This window comes from Paraburkholderia dioscoreae, assembly GCF_902459535.1.
Lineage (GTDB): Bacteria > Pseudomonadota > Gammaproteobacteria > Burkholderiales > Burkholderiaceae > Paraburkholderia > Paraburkholderia dioscoreae.
The window spans coordinates 117388-133594 of the sequence record NZ_LR699554.1 but is presented as its reverse complement, the minus strand read 5'-3'; the positions used below and the strand labels follow the sequence as shown (position 1 = coordinate 133594).

15 protein-coding genes are annotated in these 16207 nt (G+C 61.9%); 8 read left to right on the top strand and 7 right to left on the bottom strand.

Translation table 11 applies throughout. From position 1 onward, the window contains the following. Positions 1-12 precede the first annotated feature (12 nt). The 7 genes from PDMSB3_RS20900 to PDMSB3_RS20870 all read left to right on the top strand — a co-directional run bounded on the left by PDMSB3_RS20900 (position 13) and on the right by PDMSB3_RS20870 (position 7472). A complete protein-coding gene (locus PDMSB3_RS20900; protein WP_007178755.1) occupies positions 13-1785 on the top strand; it encodes a type II and III secretion system protein family protein in 1773 nt (590 codons plus the stop codon). Positions 1786-1805: 20 nt separating this feature from the next. Next, positions 1806-3722 (top strand): ATPase, T2SS/T4P/T4SS family, encoded by a 1917-nt coding sequence (locus PDMSB3_RS20895; RefSeq protein WP_007178754.1) that lies wholly within the window; start codon positions 1806-1808, stop codon positions 3720-3722. A 12-nt stretch (positions 3723-3734) separates the two neighbouring features. Further along, positions 3735-4583 carry a type II secretion system F family protein gene (locus tag PDMSB3_RS20890; protein ID WP_007178753.1) on the top strand — a complete coding sequence of 283 codons (849 nt, stop codon included), beginning with the start codon at positions 3735-3737 and terminating at the stop codon, positions 4581-4583. 3 nt (positions 4584-4586) lie between these two features. Next, complete coding sequence (locus PDMSB3_RS20885) at positions 4587-5468, top strand: type II secretion system F family protein (RefSeq protein WP_007178752.1); 882 nt, start codon at positions 4587-4589, stop codon at positions 5466-5468. Further along, positions 5465-5815, top strand: a complete 351-nt coding sequence (locus PDMSB3_RS20880) for a DUF192 domain-containing protein (protein WP_007178751.1) — start codon at positions 5465-5467, stop codon at positions 5813-5815. Before PDMSB3_RS20885 ends, PDMSB3_RS20880 begins: the two co-directional genes overlap by 4 nt. Continuing rightward, positions 5812-6648 (top strand): TadE/TadG family type IV pilus assembly protein, encoded by an 837-nt coding sequence (locus PDMSB3_RS20875; RefSeq protein ID WP_007178750.1) that lies wholly within the window; start codon positions 5812-5814, stop codon positions 6646-6648. Before PDMSB3_RS20880 ends, PDMSB3_RS20875 begins: the two co-directional genes overlap by 4 nt. A 185-nt stretch (positions 6649-6833) precedes the next feature. Beyond that, positions 6834-7472, top strand: coding sequence for a lytic transglycosylase domain-containing protein (locus tag PDMSB3_RS20870; RefSeq protein WP_232064284.1), 639 nt, complete (start codon positions 6834-6836; stop codon positions 7470-7472). Positions 7473-7507: 35 nt separating this feature from the next. Here the strand turns inward: PDMSB3_RS20870 and PDMSB3_RS20865 are convergent, their stop codons facing one another. The 7 genes from PDMSB3_RS20865 to PDMSB3_RS20835 all read right to left on the bottom strand — a co-directional run bounded on the left by PDMSB3_RS20865 (position 7508) and on the right by PDMSB3_RS20835 (position 14514). After that, the gene (locus PDMSB3_RS20865) at positions 7508-7894 is read right to left on the bottom strand and encodes an Hpt domain-containing protein (RefSeq protein WP_165187582.1); all 387 of its coding nucleotides are present in this window, start codon (positions 7892-7894) and stop codon (positions 7508-7510) included. Then, the gene (locus PDMSB3_RS20860) at positions 7891-8532 is read right to left on the bottom strand and encodes a response regulator transcription factor (RefSeq protein WP_007178747.1); all 642 of its coding nucleotides are present in this window, start codon (positions 8530-8532) and stop codon (positions 7891-7893) included. Before PDMSB3_RS20860 ends, PDMSB3_RS20865 begins: the two co-directional genes overlap by 4 nt. Positions 8533-8724: 192 nt before the next feature. Further along, positions 8725-9804 carry an OmpA family protein gene (locus PDMSB3_RS20855; RefSeq protein WP_165187580.1) on the bottom strand — a complete coding sequence of 360 codons (1080 nt, stop codon included), beginning with the start codon at positions 9802-9804 and terminating at the stop codon, positions 8725-8727. 152 nt (positions 9805-9956) lie between these two features. After that, positions 9957-10796 carry an ABC transporter permease gene (locus PDMSB3_RS20850; protein WP_007178745.1) on the bottom strand — a complete coding sequence of 280 codons (840 nt, stop codon included), beginning with the start codon at positions 10794-10796 and terminating at the stop codon, positions 9957-9959. Between the two features lie 14 nt (positions 10797-10810). Next, positions 10811-12079 carry an ABC transporter permease gene (locus PDMSB3_RS20845; RefSeq protein ID WP_197740296.1) on the bottom strand — a complete coding sequence of 423 codons (1269 nt, stop codon included), beginning with the start codon at positions 12077-12079 and terminating at the stop codon, positions 10811-10813. A 177-nt stretch (positions 12080-12256) separates the two neighbouring features. Continuing rightward, complete coding sequence (locus PDMSB3_RS20840) at positions 12257-13306, bottom strand: ABC transporter substrate-binding protein (RefSeq protein WP_007178743.1); 1050 nt, start codon at positions 13304-13306, stop codon at positions 12257-12259. Positions 13307-13416: 110 nt separating this feature from the next. Further along, on the bottom strand, positions 13417-14514 hold the full coding sequence (locus PDMSB3_RS20835; protein ID WP_165187579.1) for an ABC transporter ATP-binding protein: 1098 nt from the start codon (positions 14512-14514) through the stop codon (positions 13417-13419). A 129-nt stretch (positions 14515-14643) separates the two neighbouring features. Between PDMSB3_RS20835 and pdxR the strand changes: the two genes are divergently transcribed. Beyond that, on the top strand, positions 14644-16194 hold the full coding sequence (pdxR, locus tag PDMSB3_RS20830) for a MocR-like pyridoxine biosynthesis transcription factor PdxR (RefSeq protein ID WP_007178741.1): 1551 nt from the start codon (positions 14644-14646) through the stop codon (positions 16192-16194). The last annotated feature ends 13 nt before the right edge of the window (positions 16195-16207 follow it).

Below are 16207 nucleotides of genomic sequence, written 5' to 3'. Positions count from 1 at the left end.
AGGTTTCACACCATGAAAGTCAAAAACAATGCGGCGCCATTGCGTCGCCGGATCCTGCCGTCTGTCCTCGTCGGCATGTTGTTGTGCGAGGCCGTGCCGGCAGCGCTCGCTCAAGCCGCAGCCACGGACAGCCTGTCAGCGGGCACCCGTGTGCTCGAAATGTTCCGTGGCGAAGTCCGCATCCTGCACATTCCCGGCACGATCAAGCGCATCGCCATCGGCAACGGCAAGCTGCTCACGGCGAATGTGGTCGACGGCAGCCTGATGCTGCTCGGCGAACAGGACGGCATCACGTCGCTCGTGGTGTGGAACGACAAGGGCATCGCGCTGCAAACCACGGTGCGCATCGCCAAAGCGGAAGTCAATGCTTCGCTGGAACAGTTGCGGGCCGTCCTCAAGTCTGTCGCGGGGCTGCGCATCGACGCAATTGGTTCGAGTATCGTGCTGTCCGGTGTCATCCACCGCGACATGGCGGGCATCGTGAAGGCGGCTACGCAAGACATGAAGAATGTGGTGGACACCACCACGGTCGACGAAGGTGACGCGCTGCGCAAGACCGTCCACTTCAAGGTGCAGATCATGGAAGTCACACGCACCGGCCAGCGCAATCTCGGCATTGCCTGGGACAGCGCCTTCAAGGGTCCGCAGATCGGCGGCGCTGCAAGCGTCGCCACGGGCGCGGCCAAAGCCGTCACGGCGGGCACGAGTTACTTTCTCGCCGGCATTGCTTCGAACATCACCTCGCAAATCAACTTCGCGGTGGAGAACGGCGACGCGTATGTGCTCGCCGCGCCCGAACTCAATACGAAGAGCGGGGGCACCGCAAGCTTTCTGGCGGGTGGCCAGGTGCCGATTCCGCAATCGGGTGCGCTCGGCACGACCAGCATCGAATACAAGGACTACGGCATCAAGCTGAGCATCGTTCCGGTTGTCGACGCGAACAACATCATCTCCGCGCATCTGACCACGGAAATCAGTCAGATCGATCCATCGGTGACGTACGCAGGCATGCCAGGCTTCCTGACCCGCAACACCAGTTCGGACATCTCCATGCGAGCCGGCGAGACGCTGGCCATTTCCGGGCTGGTCAGCGCGGATGCGGCCAACGGTTCCAACGGCATGCCGTTTCTCAGCCAGGTGCCGATCATCGGACAGTTGTTCCGCTCGGACAGCTTCCGTGCGAAGAAAAGCGATCTCGTGATTTTCGTGACACCGGTCATTTCGGATCCTGAACTTTCGCCCAATACGGATTTGCTCGCACGCGCCGACAAGCTCGATGAGAACTTCCGCAAAGAGTATGGCAACACCGACCCTCTTGTTGCAGACGAGGACAAGGCGAAGCACGTCACCACGCCGCGTCAGCCGATCCTGACGACGCCTGCGCTTCTTCCCGCTCCTATCCGCAGCACGCCACAAGTGCAGGCGGTGCCGCAGGTGAGCGCATCGGTTGCGGCTAGCGCTGAAAGCCCGGCACAGGTTCCACTTCCGCTGTCACCTCAAACGCCAGCGCGTGTTCCGTCTCAGATCCCGGCCCACGCAACGGCACAAATCTCCGCTCAAGCCCCTGCCCCGACACAGGCCGCCGACACGCCGGCTCAAGTGCCGTCACCACGGCCGCCGCAGCCGCCTGCCAGCACGCCGCCGGCAGGCGTCGCCGAGGCGCTGCGCATGCTGACCGACACCCAGCATGCGCAAGCCGCGCCGGCGCGCGACGCAATGCAACCCGCTTCGAACGGCAAGGTGCCGCAGCAGCAAATCGGCGTGCTCGGCACGTCGAACAACTGAACGGACTTCGGAGAAGCACCATGCTCAATCTTCAGGTACACGCGCGCAATGCGCCCGTTCGCGCGCTTCAGGTCGAACAGGGCTGTACGATCGGCAAAGACGCGAGCTGCGACGTGATCGTCAAGGGGCTGCTGATCGGCAAGCTACAGGCGCGCATTGTCAGGGAACACAACGCCTATTACATCGAAGACCAGGGCGGCATCGCGGCCACGCTCGTCAACGGTTCGCCGATCACCCGTTATGGCCCGTTGACCGAGGCGGACCAGATTGAAATCGGCGTGACGACGATCAGGATCGTTCGTGCCGCGGCCGCGATCCAGCCGGCGCATCAAGCCGTTCAGCATGGGCAACAGTTCGCTCAGCCGTCGCTTGTAGCCGCTCACGGCGGCCACGAAGCACTGCCAGACCGGCCACCGCTGCAAGCTCAGGCGTCGGCGCAAATCGAGCCCTCGTTTGCCGTTGCGGCTCAGGTGCCGTCATCGTCCGAGCCATCCTATCCGCACGCCGTCGCGCCCGATGCAGCGTCCGCCGACCAATACACGCCTGTACGGCGAGAGAGCATGGCCACGCCGGATCAGCGCGCGGCCGAAGCCCCGCTGCGCATACAAGCCGCTCAGGTGAAGAAAACCGCCGCCGCGGCGCTGCCTGTTGCGCCAATCAACAGCCCGCTCGGTATCGAACTGCGCAAACAGGCGCACATGAAAGTGATCTCGGCACTCGATCTGCGTCGTCTGAATGTTGCGCGCATGGAGGAAGACGAACTCCGTAAGACTGTCGGCGCCGCGCTCGACGACATTCTGAATCATGACGTCAGCTTCCAGACCGCCGACATTCCGCTTAGCGCCCTGAAAAAAAGCGTGTTCGATGAAATCATCGGACTCGGACCGCTCGAAGAGTTGATCGCGGATCCGACGGTGTCGGAAATCATGGTCAATTGCCACAACGAGATTTTCATCGAGCAAAACGGACAGCTCACCCGTTCGCCCGTGATCTTCACCGACGACCGTGCGGTGCTCGGTGCCATTGAACGAATCGTTGCGCCTATCGGCCGCCGTATCGACGAAAGCTCGCCTATGGTCGACGCCCGTCTGTCCGACGGCTCGCGGGTGAACGCCGTGATTCCCCCACTCGCGTTGAAAGGCCCCAGCATCACGATCCGGAAGTTCTCCAGGCAGAAACTGGGCGGGGAAGACCTGATCAGGTTCGGCTCGATGTCGGCCGACATGCTGGAGTTCCTGCACACGGCAGTCAAGGAAGGGGCCAACATCGTCATTTCAGGAGGTACAGGCTCGGGCAAGACCACCTTGCTGAACGTGCTGTCGAGCTACATTCCCGACGACGAGCGCATCGTCACCGTAGAAGACGCCGCGGAACTTCAACTGTCGCAGCCGAACCTCGTCTCGCTCGAAGCGCGCCCCGCGAACATGGAGGGCAAAGGCGCCATCCACATACGCGACCTGGTAAAGAACTGCCTGCGGATGCGGCCGGACCGGATCGTGATCGGCGAATGCCGCGGCGGCGAAGCGCTAGACATGCTGCAGGCCATGAACACGGGCCACGACGGTTCGCTCACCACCGCGCACGCCAACACGCCGCGCGACTGTATCGCGCGCCTCGAAGTGATGACGCTCATGGCGGGCCTCGATCTTCCGGTGCAGGCCATTCGCGAACAGATCTGCTCCGCTGTCGACATCATCGTGCAGCAGTCGCGTTTTTCCTGCGGCTCGCGCCGCGTCACGCACGTCACCGAAGTGAGCGGCATGGAATCGGGCGTGATCACGCTGCAAGACGTTTTCGTCTTCAAGGAAGAAGGCTTCAGCGAGCACGGCAAGATTCAGGGCAAGTTCGTCCCCACGGCATATGTGCCCGATTTCTATCAGGAGTTGATTCGCCGGCGCATCCCGGTGAATACCGACATCTTCACGCGCGTCGAATGAGAGAGGCCGGTCATGAGTCTTCCCATCATTCTTGCGCTGGCGTTCCTCGGCAGCCTGTTCCTGATCTTTCTGCTCTCGCGCATGGGCACGTCCACGCTCAGGGCCGGCTCGCGCCAGATGGCGGGCGAAATCGAGTCATCGCTCGCCGACGCCTTCGTGTTCGTCAACCGCCAGAAGGCCGCGGCGTGGAGCATGGTCGTCATGGTCGGCTTGCCGGTCATTGTCTTTCTGCTCAGCCACAGCATTCTGTTCGCGCTGGCAGCGGTGCCGATCGCCATGATGCTGCCAAAGAAGTACCTCAAGCGCATGCGCAAGAAACGCATCGAAGCGCTAGAGAAACAGCTGCCGGACGCGTTGCTGATGATGTCCGGCGCGCTGCGCGCCGGCGCGAGCTTTCCCTCCGCGCTCGAAGCCGTCGTCCACGAGACGACGCCGCCCATTTCACAGGAATTCGACCTGTTGATGCGGGAAATCCGTCTCGGCATCGATCTCGACATCGCCATGCGCAACGTCGAAAAACGCATTCCGATCCCCGACTTGCTGATGATGACCGCGGCCGTCACGATCGCGCGTGAAGTGGGCGGCAATCTGGCCGAAGCGCTGGAGTCCGTTGCGCGCACCTTGCGCGAAAAGCTGCAGATGGAAGGCAAGATCAGGGCGTTGACATCGCAAGGCCGCATGCAGGGCATCGTAATGACCTGTCTGCCGCTCTTTCTGATGCTGGTGCTCCGGTTCATGGAACCCAAGGCGATGGCGCCGCTCTTCAACGAGCCGGTCGGCTGGGCCACGTTGGCGGTCATCGGCGTAATGGAGTTCCTAGGCTACGTCTGGATTACCAAGATCACCAACATCGACGTGTGAACTATGCTGCTATTCATTGCTTTTGTGGTCAGCTTCGGCGTGATCGCATTTATCGCCGTCGGCTACAGGTCGCTCAACGGCCTGGCCGGTGCAGTGCCCGAGGAGGATCGCCTTTTCCTCGACCCTTTGCCGAAGTCGCTCCGGCCGCTGTGGCCGCTCGTCAATTTCGTGGTTCACCATTTCGGCAACTCGTTTAGCGCGAAGCTGGTGGAAAAAACCGATCTGCAATTGCGACTCACCTCGCTCACGTTCCTGATGAACGCGCGTCAGTTCATCGCGTTGTCCATCATCGCTTCGGTTCTGGCATCGCTCGTCGTGTTGGTGCTCATGCTGGCACTCGGCATGTTTTCGGTGCTGGTGCTGATTCTTGTCGCAGCACTCGGCTATATTTATCCGCGCATCTGGACACGCGATGTGCGCCGCCGTCGCGTCGGCCAGATTCTCAGACATCTGCCGATCTATCTCGACTTTCTGACGCTCGCTGTCGAAGCCGGCTTGAATATCAACGGTGCGATTCAGAAGTCCGTTGAAAAAGGCCCGGAGGGTCCGTTGCGCCGGGAGCTCGAACACGTGCTGCGCGATCTCAAGTCCGGCCTGAACCGCACGGAAGCACTGCGCCGCCTCGACGACCGTTTGCGCATCAAGGAAGTCACGAATCTGGTGGGCACCGTCGTGCAGGCAGAACGAATGGGTTCAGGACTGGCGAAGTCGTTGCGCTTCCAGTCCGAACAGCGCCGCTCGGAACGTTTCCAGAGGGCCGAGAAGCAGGCGATGGAAGCACCGGTGAAACTCGTGTTCCCGCTTCTGATGTTCATCTTCCCAATTACCTTTATCGTGCTGGGATTTCCAATCGTGATGAAGTTCGTTCAGGAGGGTTTGCTGTGAAGTCAGCACGCCTTCACGTTCGCGGACACGACATCGGCGTGGAAGTGTCGATCACCGGGACCGCGCGGGAGCGCATGCGTGGCCTGCTCGGCCGCGCCGCGCTGGCGTACGGCGAAGCACTGCTGCTCGATCGCTGCGGGTCGGTCCACACATTCGGCATGCGCTTTGCCATCGACGTGCTGTTTCTCGACCGGCACCAACGCGTCGTCGCGATCCATCACGACGTGCCCAAAGGGCGCATGTTGTTCAGCCTGCGCGCAACCCACACCCTGGAGATGCCGGCCCATTCGGCGCGCCGGTATGAACTGGCTATCGGCGACTCCCTTGTTTTCGAGGCGACCTCGTGAACCCTCCACATTTGAAATCGCGGCGGATTGCGAGCCGCCGCACGAGACTGACCGGCAACGCACGCAAAAGCATGCAGTCCGGACAGTCGATGACAGAGTTCATCATCGTCGCGCCTGTGCTGCTGTTCGTCTGTTTTGGCATCCTGCAGTTCGTGTTGCTCTATCAGGCGAAATCGACGCTTGATGCGGCCGTTCTGGAGGCCGCGCGCGAAGGCGCAGTCAACCACGGCTCGATGCAGTCTATGCGCAGCGGCCTCGCACGCGGACTTGCGCCCATTTACGCGCATCAGGCAAACGCCGAGGGCGTCGCTGCGGCACTCGCGAGCGGGCAGACAGACGCCGCCAATTTCAGCAGCATCACTGTCCTCAACCCCACCCCGGCGGCCATTCAGGACTATTCGCGACCCCGCTACTATGCGGACCAGGCGGCGACCTATTCGGAGATACCCAACGATTCGCTGATGTATCGCGATCCCTCCGTGCCACCGGGCGCAACGTCGCACATGAACATCCAGGACGCCAATCTGCTGAAAATTCACGTGCACTATTGCTACAACATGTATGTGCCTCTAGTGAATAAAGTGATCTATTACGCCGCCAACGTGATCGGCACTATCGGTGCAGGGGGCATTCTGACTCGCGAGCCGGCCAACGTGAATCAGGATCCGTACGGCGATCCTCAAAACGGTGACTACCTCTGCAGGGTCAAACTCGCGGACGGCATCGCGACCGGCCGGTGGCCGATCTCACTGGATTCGGAGGCGATGGTGCGTATGCAGTCGCCGCTCAGGGCATCCGCCTTGAACGACTCGCCGAACCCCACAGGCAACTGATGCTGCATCGCGTCAAAGACAAGGTGTCTGTGCCGCGAAGCGCTGCGGCAAAGCGGTGTCGCCGAACGCTGCTGCGCGGCGTCCTGAGCGCCGCAATTGCCTGCGTGCCGCTCGGTGCTCGTGCCGTCGACGTCGCCAGCGCGCGCGAACGCCATTCGTCGGGCGTGGTTATGATGATTGGAGGAATGACAAGCGATGGCGATACCGGCATGCTGCCGGCGCGTGCGGTGTCGGTGGCGCCCCTTGCGGCGGCCGGCGACGCCGGCCGGCAGTCTGTCGTAATCCAGCCAGGCAGTCCGGCATTGAACGGCGCGATACGGCAAACGTCTGCTTTGGTCGCATTGCGTGTCAGGGCGCTTTCGCCGATCATCGACGAGGCTGCCCGCGTCGTCAACGTGGACAGCGCGCTGCTGATGGCGGTGATCGACGTGGAGTCTGGGGGCGATCCGCAAGCCGTGTCGCCTAAAGGGGCGACAGGCCTCATGCAGTTGATGCCCGGCACGGGCGCGCGGCACGGCGCGTCGAATCTGTTCGATCCGCGCCAGAACATCGCGGCGGGCGCCCGCTATCTGAAAGAGCTCATGCGCCAGTTCGGCGAACTTCCACTTGCCCTGGCGGCCTATAACGCCGGTGAAGGTGCCGTGCAAAAATACGGTGGTCGGATACCCCCGTATGCGGAAACCATGAGCTATGTGCCCAAAGTCATCGCACGATACCGGTGGTATCAGGATGCCTCGTTTTCCGCGGATACGGTATCGGTGCAAACAGTCCCGCACGACGTGCGAGGACGTTTTCTGCTAATCGGGCCCGGCGGCACGAACTGAATATAACCCGGCGATGACACGCTCCCGAGCCCGAGCTAGCCGGGATTGGTCAGCGCTTCCCCGATCGATATATTCAGTTCCCCGAGCGCGTCGGCCACGCGCGGCAGAAGCGCGGCTGCGAGTGCGACATCGCGTGCGCGCGCGGCCGCTTCCAGTCGCGTCAACAGCGCAAGCATCTCGTGACATTCGAGCATGCGCGCCGATCCCGCGATCCGATGGGCCGCGCTGCCCACGCTATCCCATGAAGCAGCCTTGAAACTGTCGCGCAACGCGGCGAGCGCGGTTCGATCGGTCTGCGCAATCATCTCGAGTAGATGCCGGGCGGTGACGTGGTCGCCACCGGCCAGTTCCAGCGCTTTCTGCCGGAGCAGATGAGGGTCGCCGAAAGGCCTGGCCTGGTTCATCGCACCAACGGCCTTCATTGCACTGAGGCGATCCGGCAACGCCTCGCCAGGTCGATTAGCTCAACAAGCGATTTGACGGCAAGCTTTTGCATGATGCGGGTTTTGTGGCTGCTGACTGTTTTATTGCTGATGAACAGGGCATCTCCAATTGCCTTGTTGGACATGCCTTTTGACAACATCTGCAGAATCACGAGTTCTTTATCCGACAGCAGTCCAATCCTTTGCTCTTCTCCTCCCGCGCCGGCAGCGGCTACGATGCCGGCGCCATTGGCCGTCACAGGGAATACGGTATAGCCGGCCAGTACCGCCTCCACGCCGCGCATGATCTCTCTCATCTCCTGTGACTTGCCGACGAAGCCGTGGACACCCGAGCGCATCGCGCGCGGCGCGAACGTGGCCGGGTCGTGGCCCGACAACACCATCACTCGAATAGGAGGGTGAACGAGCCTGAGACGGGGAATCACATCGAGTCCACTAATGCGCGGAATGTCGAGATCCAGTATGGCGAGTTCCGGGGTGTGCAGCCGGGCCATCTCCACAGCCGTCTGGCCATTATCGGCTTCGATCACTTCTTCCACGCCAAGCAATTGCATGAGCTGCATTTTGATGACCATTCGGAACGCCGGATGGTCATCGATAACCAGAATAGTTGACATATTTTTTTCCTTCTGAACGCACGCGTTGCAGCGCCGATGGATGTCAGCGCCAAGCTTGAGGACGCACGAATGTGTGCGGCACAATGGCCCGTGGCGAATGGTGGTACGACACGGACTCGTCGAAACGATCGACCTTCTGCGCGCTGTTGTTCGCGCGCCGGAACGCAGGATCGTGTTAGATGCAAGAACACACTAGGAACGCGCCGCGACAGGTTCGATCTCGACGCGGCGATTCGGCGCGAGGCATTGCATCAAGGCATCGCGCTTCGTTCGCCGGCAGTCGACCAGAGGATTCGCGCTGCCTCTGCCTTGCGCAGTCATCGGCAAGCTCACGCCATGCGCTCGCAGATATCGCTCGACCGTCCGCGCACGTTGCATGGACAAATCGAGGTTGTATGACTTGTCGCCGAGGCGGTCGGCATAGCCGGTGATCTTCAACTCATGCAGCGCAGGAGCGTTCTTCAGACCTGTTGCCACATCGTCAAGCTGGCGCTTGCCGGCCGGCAGCACGGCGGCTTCGTCGCCGCCGTTGAAACGAAAAAGAGAATCGGCCTTCAGCGTGATCTTTTGCTGCGGCCTGGCAGCAGGAACCGGCACCGGTGCGGACGTGGATGCGGGCGCTTGCACCGCCGGCGTGCATTGCAGCGCTCTTTGCGCCGACTGCCGCAAGTTGTCCTGCACCTCGGGCAAGCGCTTTTCGGCGTTGGTGAAGCTGCGGCGCCATGCATCATGTCCGGCTTGTGCGAGTTCGACTTCGGCGCAGGCGAGCGGCTGCTGCGCCTGCGGGCATTGAACAACCGCGGGATCCGCCTTGATGGTATTGACGATTTTCCACAGATCGGGGCGCACCGTGGACACAGTGCGCAACGCGGGATTGGCGGCGGATAACGGCGTGCCGTTCTCGAGGCCCATCGTGATGGTGGCCGCCTGGCCGATCGCTTCCTGGACGAAGCCCCACTGGTCGTTAGCTTGACGCGCCTGTTGGGCGGCATTGATCCAGCATTGTGCTTTGGCGTGAAAATAGCCGTTCTTATCGCCCGGCAAACGGTCGAGCCGCGTCTGCAGGCTGGCCAGCGCCGTATTGCCGCTTGCGATGGGTGCGTAGGTGCTGACCCATTGCGCGTTGACCGCGCCTGCGGCTTCGTCCTGGGTGGCGCCGAAACCGGTTTTCAGCAATGTGGCATCTTCGATGCCGAGTCGTTCACGCGCGGCGTGGTCCGCGCAGGCTGTCAAGGCCAGCGCGCACACAAGCACCGTTAGCTGGTGTTTCATTGATTCTCTGCGACGAGCGCATCTTCTTATCGACGGCTACGAGTATGAAGAGACGCAGATACGCAGGGAATGGGAACAATCTTAGAATAACGCCGACAATTTGCTATTTATGATGCATCTCGAATAAAGGCGGCCTTCCGATTGCACTGCACTCAAGCCTTGACCGCCCGTGCAGCATTTCGCCCACGCAGCCACTCGAGCGCCAGCAACAGGCTGGTCGAAAAGATAATCAGAATTGTCGCCAGCGCGGCGATGGTCGGGCTGATGTTTTCCCGAATGCCGGTGAACATCTGCCGGGGCAGCGTAGTCTGATCCGCGCCCGCGAGGAACAGGGTCACGACGACTTCATCGAATGAAGTCGCGAACGCGAACAGCGCGCCCGAGATCACGCCCGGCGCGATCACCGGCAACGTGATGCGGAAAAACGTCTTCACCGGATTCGCACCCAGCGACAAACTCGCGCGCACCAGGTTGTAGTTGAAACCCTGCAACGTCGCCGCAACCGTGGTCACGACAAACGGCACACCGAGCGACGCATGCGCGAGAATCAGGCCGATATACGTATTGGCCAGCCCGAGCGGCGCGAAGAACAGATACATGCCCACGCCGACCACCACCACCGGCACGATCATCGGCGAGATCAGGATCGCCATGAGCAGCCCCTTGCCGCGGAAGTTCGCCTTGGTCAGGCCGATCGCCGCCAGCGTGCCGAGCACGGTTGCGACCACCGTCGCCGAGGGCGCGACGATAAAGCTGTTCTTGGCGGCCATGCGCCATTCGTCGGATGCAATCAGGTTCTGATACCAGCGCAGCGACCAGCCCGGAATCGGATACACCAGGAACGTGCTCGACGAAAACGACAACGGTACGATCGCCAGCACCGGCAAGATGAGATACAGCAACGTCAGCACGGCGAGACCGCGCAGCGCGAAATACCAGACGCGCTCGACCCACGACGTATGCGGCGCGAACAATGGCTTGGCAAGTTTCATCGCAATGACTCCGTTCAGCCGAGGCTCAGTGACGAACGCGTGAAGCGCCCGTAAATGACGTACAGCACGAGCGTCGCGGCGAGCAGCAAGCCGCCGAGCGCGCACGCCATGCCCCAGTTGATCGTCACGTTGGTGTAGTACGCCACGTAGTAGCTGACCATCTGATCGTTCGGTCCGCCCAGCAACGCCGGCGTGATGTAGTAGCCGATCGCCAGAATGAACACCAGCAACGCGCCCGCGCCGATGCCCGGATAGGTTTGCGGCACATACACGCGCCAGAACGCAGCGAACGGATGGCTGCCGAGCGAAACCGCGGCGCGCTGATAGGTCGGCGGGATCGACTTCATCACGCTATAGAGCGGCAGGATCATGAACGGCAGCAGAATATGCGTCATCGAGATGTAGACACCGGTACGGTTGAACAGCAGCGACAGCGGATCATGCAGCAGCCCGCTGCCGACCAACGCCTTGTTCACCAGCCCTTCGCTTTGCAGAATCACGATCCACGCCGCCACGCGCACGAGAATCGAGGTCCAGAATGGAATCAGCACGAGAATCATCACCAGATTCGCGCGACGTTCCGGCAGCGTCGAAATCCAGTATGCGAGCGGGTAGCCGAGCAGCAGCGCGAAGAGGGTCACCGCCGCGCCGATCACAAAGGTGCGGCTGAATACGGCGAGATAGATCTGTTGCTCGGGATCGGTCGGAATGACGTGGCCGAACGCGTCCTGCTTGTGATCCAGCGAAGCGAGCAGATAGAACGGCGAATACGCGCTCGAATTTTTTGCAATGGCTTGCCAGTAGGCGATGTCGTTCCAGCGTTCGTCCAGCTCGACGAATTTGGCGCGGAGCTGGGCGGGCGTCAGTTGCAAGGGTTTGCTGTTGTCGTCGGCGAACGGCATGGCGCGCGCGGACTTGGCGATCAGCGAGCGATAACCCGGAATCTCGACGTTCAGGCGGCGCGCAAGTGCGCCCATGCCATCGCTGTCGGCGACCGCGGCGAGGTCGGTAGCGAGGGCGACATACGCGGCGTCCGGAGGCGGGGTCTTGCGGTCCCACGCGCTCAATGCCGTCAGCGTATGCGGCAGCGCGTTGACGACTTCGGGATTCTGCGCGGCGCGCGTGAGCAGCGCGCCGATCGGCACGACGAAAATCAGTAGCAGAAAGATGGCGAGCGGTGCGATCAGCAGCAGGGCCACGGCCCGCTTTCTGGACTCCGCGGCTCTCAACTCGCGCTTGAGCCGGCCGCTTGATTCAGGCGTCGAATCGGCAGCGATGGTCATCGTAGTCACACCCGTTCTCCTTTGTCGACCAGAGCGCTTTAGCGCTTGCTCTGGTCCCATGCAAAGCTGCCGTTCCGGGACAAGCGGTTCACCCTTCGCCCCGGCCCGCGCGTTCCATCACATCAACACAGCGCGGCTTCGCCGAAGCTCAAGCCGCGCCTTCTCACACCAGGCTCGTTACTTCGAAGCCCACGACGAAAAACGCTGCTCCAGTTCGTCGCCGTGATCGGTCCAGAACGCGAGGTTCTGCAGCACCGCGTTCTTGCCGTTAGCCGGCGAGTTCGGCAGATTGGCGAGCGTCTTCGGATCGAGCGCCTTGATGGCCGCCACGTTCACCGGGCCGTACGCGATGTTGTGCGCGTAATCCTGCTGCGGCTTCGACGAAATCGAATAGGCGATGTACTTCTCGGCCAGCGCCTTGTTCGGCGTGCCCTTCGGAATCGCCCAGTAGTCGAGGTCGTAGATGCTGCCGTTCCACACCACCTTCAGGTTCTTGCCTTCCTTCTGCGCGGCGTCGATCCGGCCGTTGTACGCGGTGGACATCACCACGTCGCCCGCAACGAGGAATTGCGGCGGCTGCGCGCCCGCTTCCCACCACTGAATGTTCGGCTTCAGTTCGTCGAGCTTCTTGAACGCGCGGTCCTGGCCTGCCTTGGTGGCGAGCACCTTGTAGACGTCCTTCGGCGGCACGCCGTCGGCCATCAATGCGAATTCGAGGTTGTAGCGCGCGCCCTTGCGCATTGCGCGCTTGCCCGGGAATTTCTTGACGTCCCAGAAATCGGCCCAGCCGGCCGGCGCCGTTTTCAGCTTGTCGGCGTTGTACGCGAGTGCCGTCGACCACACGAAGAAGCCCACGCCGCAGGTTTGCGGTGCGTCAGGAATCAGATCCGACTTCTTGCCGATCTTCGACCAATCGAGTTTCTCGTACAGCCCTTCATCACAGCCACGGCCGATGTCGCCCGATTCGACTTCCACCACGTCCCAGTTCACGTGCTTGGCTTCGACCATCGCTTTCACTTTGGCCTGCTCACCGTTGTATTCGACGGCGGTGACTTTATTGCCGGTCTCCTTTTCGAACGGCTGGTTGAATGCGACCTTTTGCGCATCGCCGTTTGCACCGCCGAAATTGACGACCGTCAATTCGGCGGCATTGACTTGCGCGGCGCCCAGCGCGAGCGCCACAGCACCGACAGCGATGGCGCAGCGCGATTTCCCGATCTTGCTCATGGTGTGTTGCTCTCCTTTGGTGGTGTGCTTCCAGCTCAATACAGTGCGACTTTGTTATGTACTGCCTGATCCGACCTGCCTGCGTCGAACACATTGCGTGTCCGGCGCATTCACGCCCCTGCGAATACCCGCAGATGCTCGGGTGCGAACTCCAGCGCGACCGGTGCGCCAGGCGCGAAGGTTTCGAGCGCGTCGGTGCCGAGCGGCACCTTGACGAAGCACTCGTCCTGTTCCGGCAAACCACAGCGCATGCGCACGTGGTCGCCGAAATAGATCAGCCCGCGCGCTTCACCGGCGAGCGCATTGGCGCCGGGCCGCGACAGGCCGTTGGCGAGCTTCATGCGCTCGGGGCGAATGCACGCGACCGCCGGCGTGCCCGCCCGCGCACCGCCGATGTTGCGCCCAGTGAGACGCGTGCCGTCGCTCAGACGAAATTCGCAATACTCACCGTCGACATTCGCGATCGTGCCGCGCAGCCTGTTGCTGTCCCCGATAAAGTTCGCCACGAACTCATTGCACGGCGATTCGTATAGACGATCCACGGTATCGAGTTGCTGCACGATGCCTTTGTCGAACACGGCCACGCGATCGGACATGGTCAGCGCCTCGCCCTGATCGTGCGTGACGTACACGAACGTCACGCCGAGTTTCTCGTGCAATGATGTAAGTTCGTACTGCATGTGTTCGCGCAACTGTTTGTCCAGCGCGCCGAGCGGCTCGTCCATCAGCACGAGCTTCGGCTCGAACACCAGCGCACGGGCGAGCGCGATACGCTGCTGCTGCCCGCCGGAAAGCTGCGCCGGATAGCGCTTCGCGAAGCTCTCCATACGCACCATCTTCAGCGCGTTGTTGGTGCGATGCGCGCGCTCCTGCGCCGAAATCTTGCGCACGGTCAACGGATAAGCAACGTTCTGCTCAACCGTCAGATGCGGAAACAGCGCATAGTTCTGAAACACCATGCCGATGTTGCGCTTATGCGGGGGCACGGTGTTGAGCAACGTGCCGTCCAGCCAGATCTCTCCGCCGGTGGGAAACTCAAAACCCGCCAGCATCATCAGACAGGTGGTTTTCCCTGATCCGGACGGCCCGAGTAGCGTCAGAAATTCGCCCTGGTATATATCCAGATCAAGTTGTTTGACGACCAGCGTTTCTCCGTCGTACGTCTTGCGCACACCTCGAAAGCTGACGATCACGTCATCGGTTTTCATCGTCCAGGTCTCCTCTGCGGTCCGGCTAACTCCCGTGCAAAGCAGCGGGATTGCATCCATTGCGTGGACCACTATAGACCGTTACGGTTCTACAATATGGAACCATTTCATTATTCCGGATAGAACCACTTGGACACCGTGATCTTGTCGGATTGGCTTGCCGCGCGGCTCGATCGCTCGGCCGCTGAACCGGTCTACAGACAGACGTTGCGGCTCATGCAGCAGGCCATCCTGACCGGCCAGCTGCCGCCGGGCACCAAGCTGCCCAGTTCGCGCACGCTCGCCGAAGACCTCGGCATTGCGCGCAACACGGTGCTGCACGTCTACGACCAGTTGACCGCTGAAGGCTACGTCATTTCGACCACCGGCAGCGGCACTTATGTCGCCGACACGCGGCCGGACACGGCCGCCGTGAATGCGCGCAAGAAGCCAGTGGTGGTGGGCGGCGTCGAAACAGATGCCGACGCGGCCATTGAAACCACCAGGCGGCCGAAACGCGATCTGGGCGACCTCTCGACTCGCGGACGCCGTCTGATCGATACCGCCGGCGTTTCCGCCAAGCAATGGGGCGCATTCATGCCGGGCGTGCCCGACGTCGCGGAATTCCCGGCGCGCACGTGGAGCCGCCTGCAGGCGCGTTTGTGGAAGGAAGCCAATCCCGACCTGCTCACCTACGCACCCGGCGGCGGCTATCGGCCATTGCGGCGGGCGTTGTCGGATTATTTGCGCGTGGCGCGCTCGGTGAATTGCACGCCGGATCAGATCATCATCACCACGGGTATTCACCAATCCATCGATCTCGCCGTGCGTTTGTTGACCGATGTCGGCGACCGTGCGTGGGTCGAAGAACCCTGCTATTGGGGCGCGCGCAGTGTGCTGCAATCGTCCGGGATCACCCTGGTGCCGGTGCCGGTGGACGACGAAGGCCTGAATCCGCGCGAACAGGATCTGCAACAGCCGCCACGGCTCGCGCTCGTCACGCCGTCGCATCAATATCCGCTCGGCATGGTGATGAGCCTCGCGCGCCGCCGCACGCTGCTCGAATACGCGCGCCAGCACAACGTGTGGATCATTGAGGACGACTACGATAGCGAGTTCCGTTACGGCAGCCGTCCGCTCGCCTCGCTGCAAGGACTCGACGACGCCGGCCAGGTGATCTACGTCGGCAGCCTGGGGAAGATGCTGTTTCCGGGTTTGCGGATCGGCTACATGATCGCGCCGGAACATCTGGTCGACACGTTCCGCACGGGCGTTGCCGAGTTATACCGTGAGGGTCAGTTGATGCAGCAAGCGGTGATGACCGACTTCATCATGGACGGCCATCTCACCTCGCACGTGCGGCGCATGCGCGCGCTGTACGGCGAACGCCGGCAGATTCTGATCGACGCCATCACCGCGCGTTTCGGCACCGAGTTGCCGGTGATGGGCGACGAAGCCGGCCTGCATCTCGTGCTCGGCCTGCCGGATCACGCGAACGATCGCGCGGTGACGGCCGCCGCTTACGATGCCGGCGTGATCGTGCGCCCGCTCGCGAGCTACTACAGCAGCGATACGCCCGCGCGGCGCGGACTGCTGCTCGGCTATGCGTGCGTGCCGAACGACAAGATCGGTCCCGCGTTCGACACACTCGCGCGCGTGATCGAGCAAACCGCACTGAAGGCGCCGACACGCGCCGCTTGAGCGCCACCGCCGC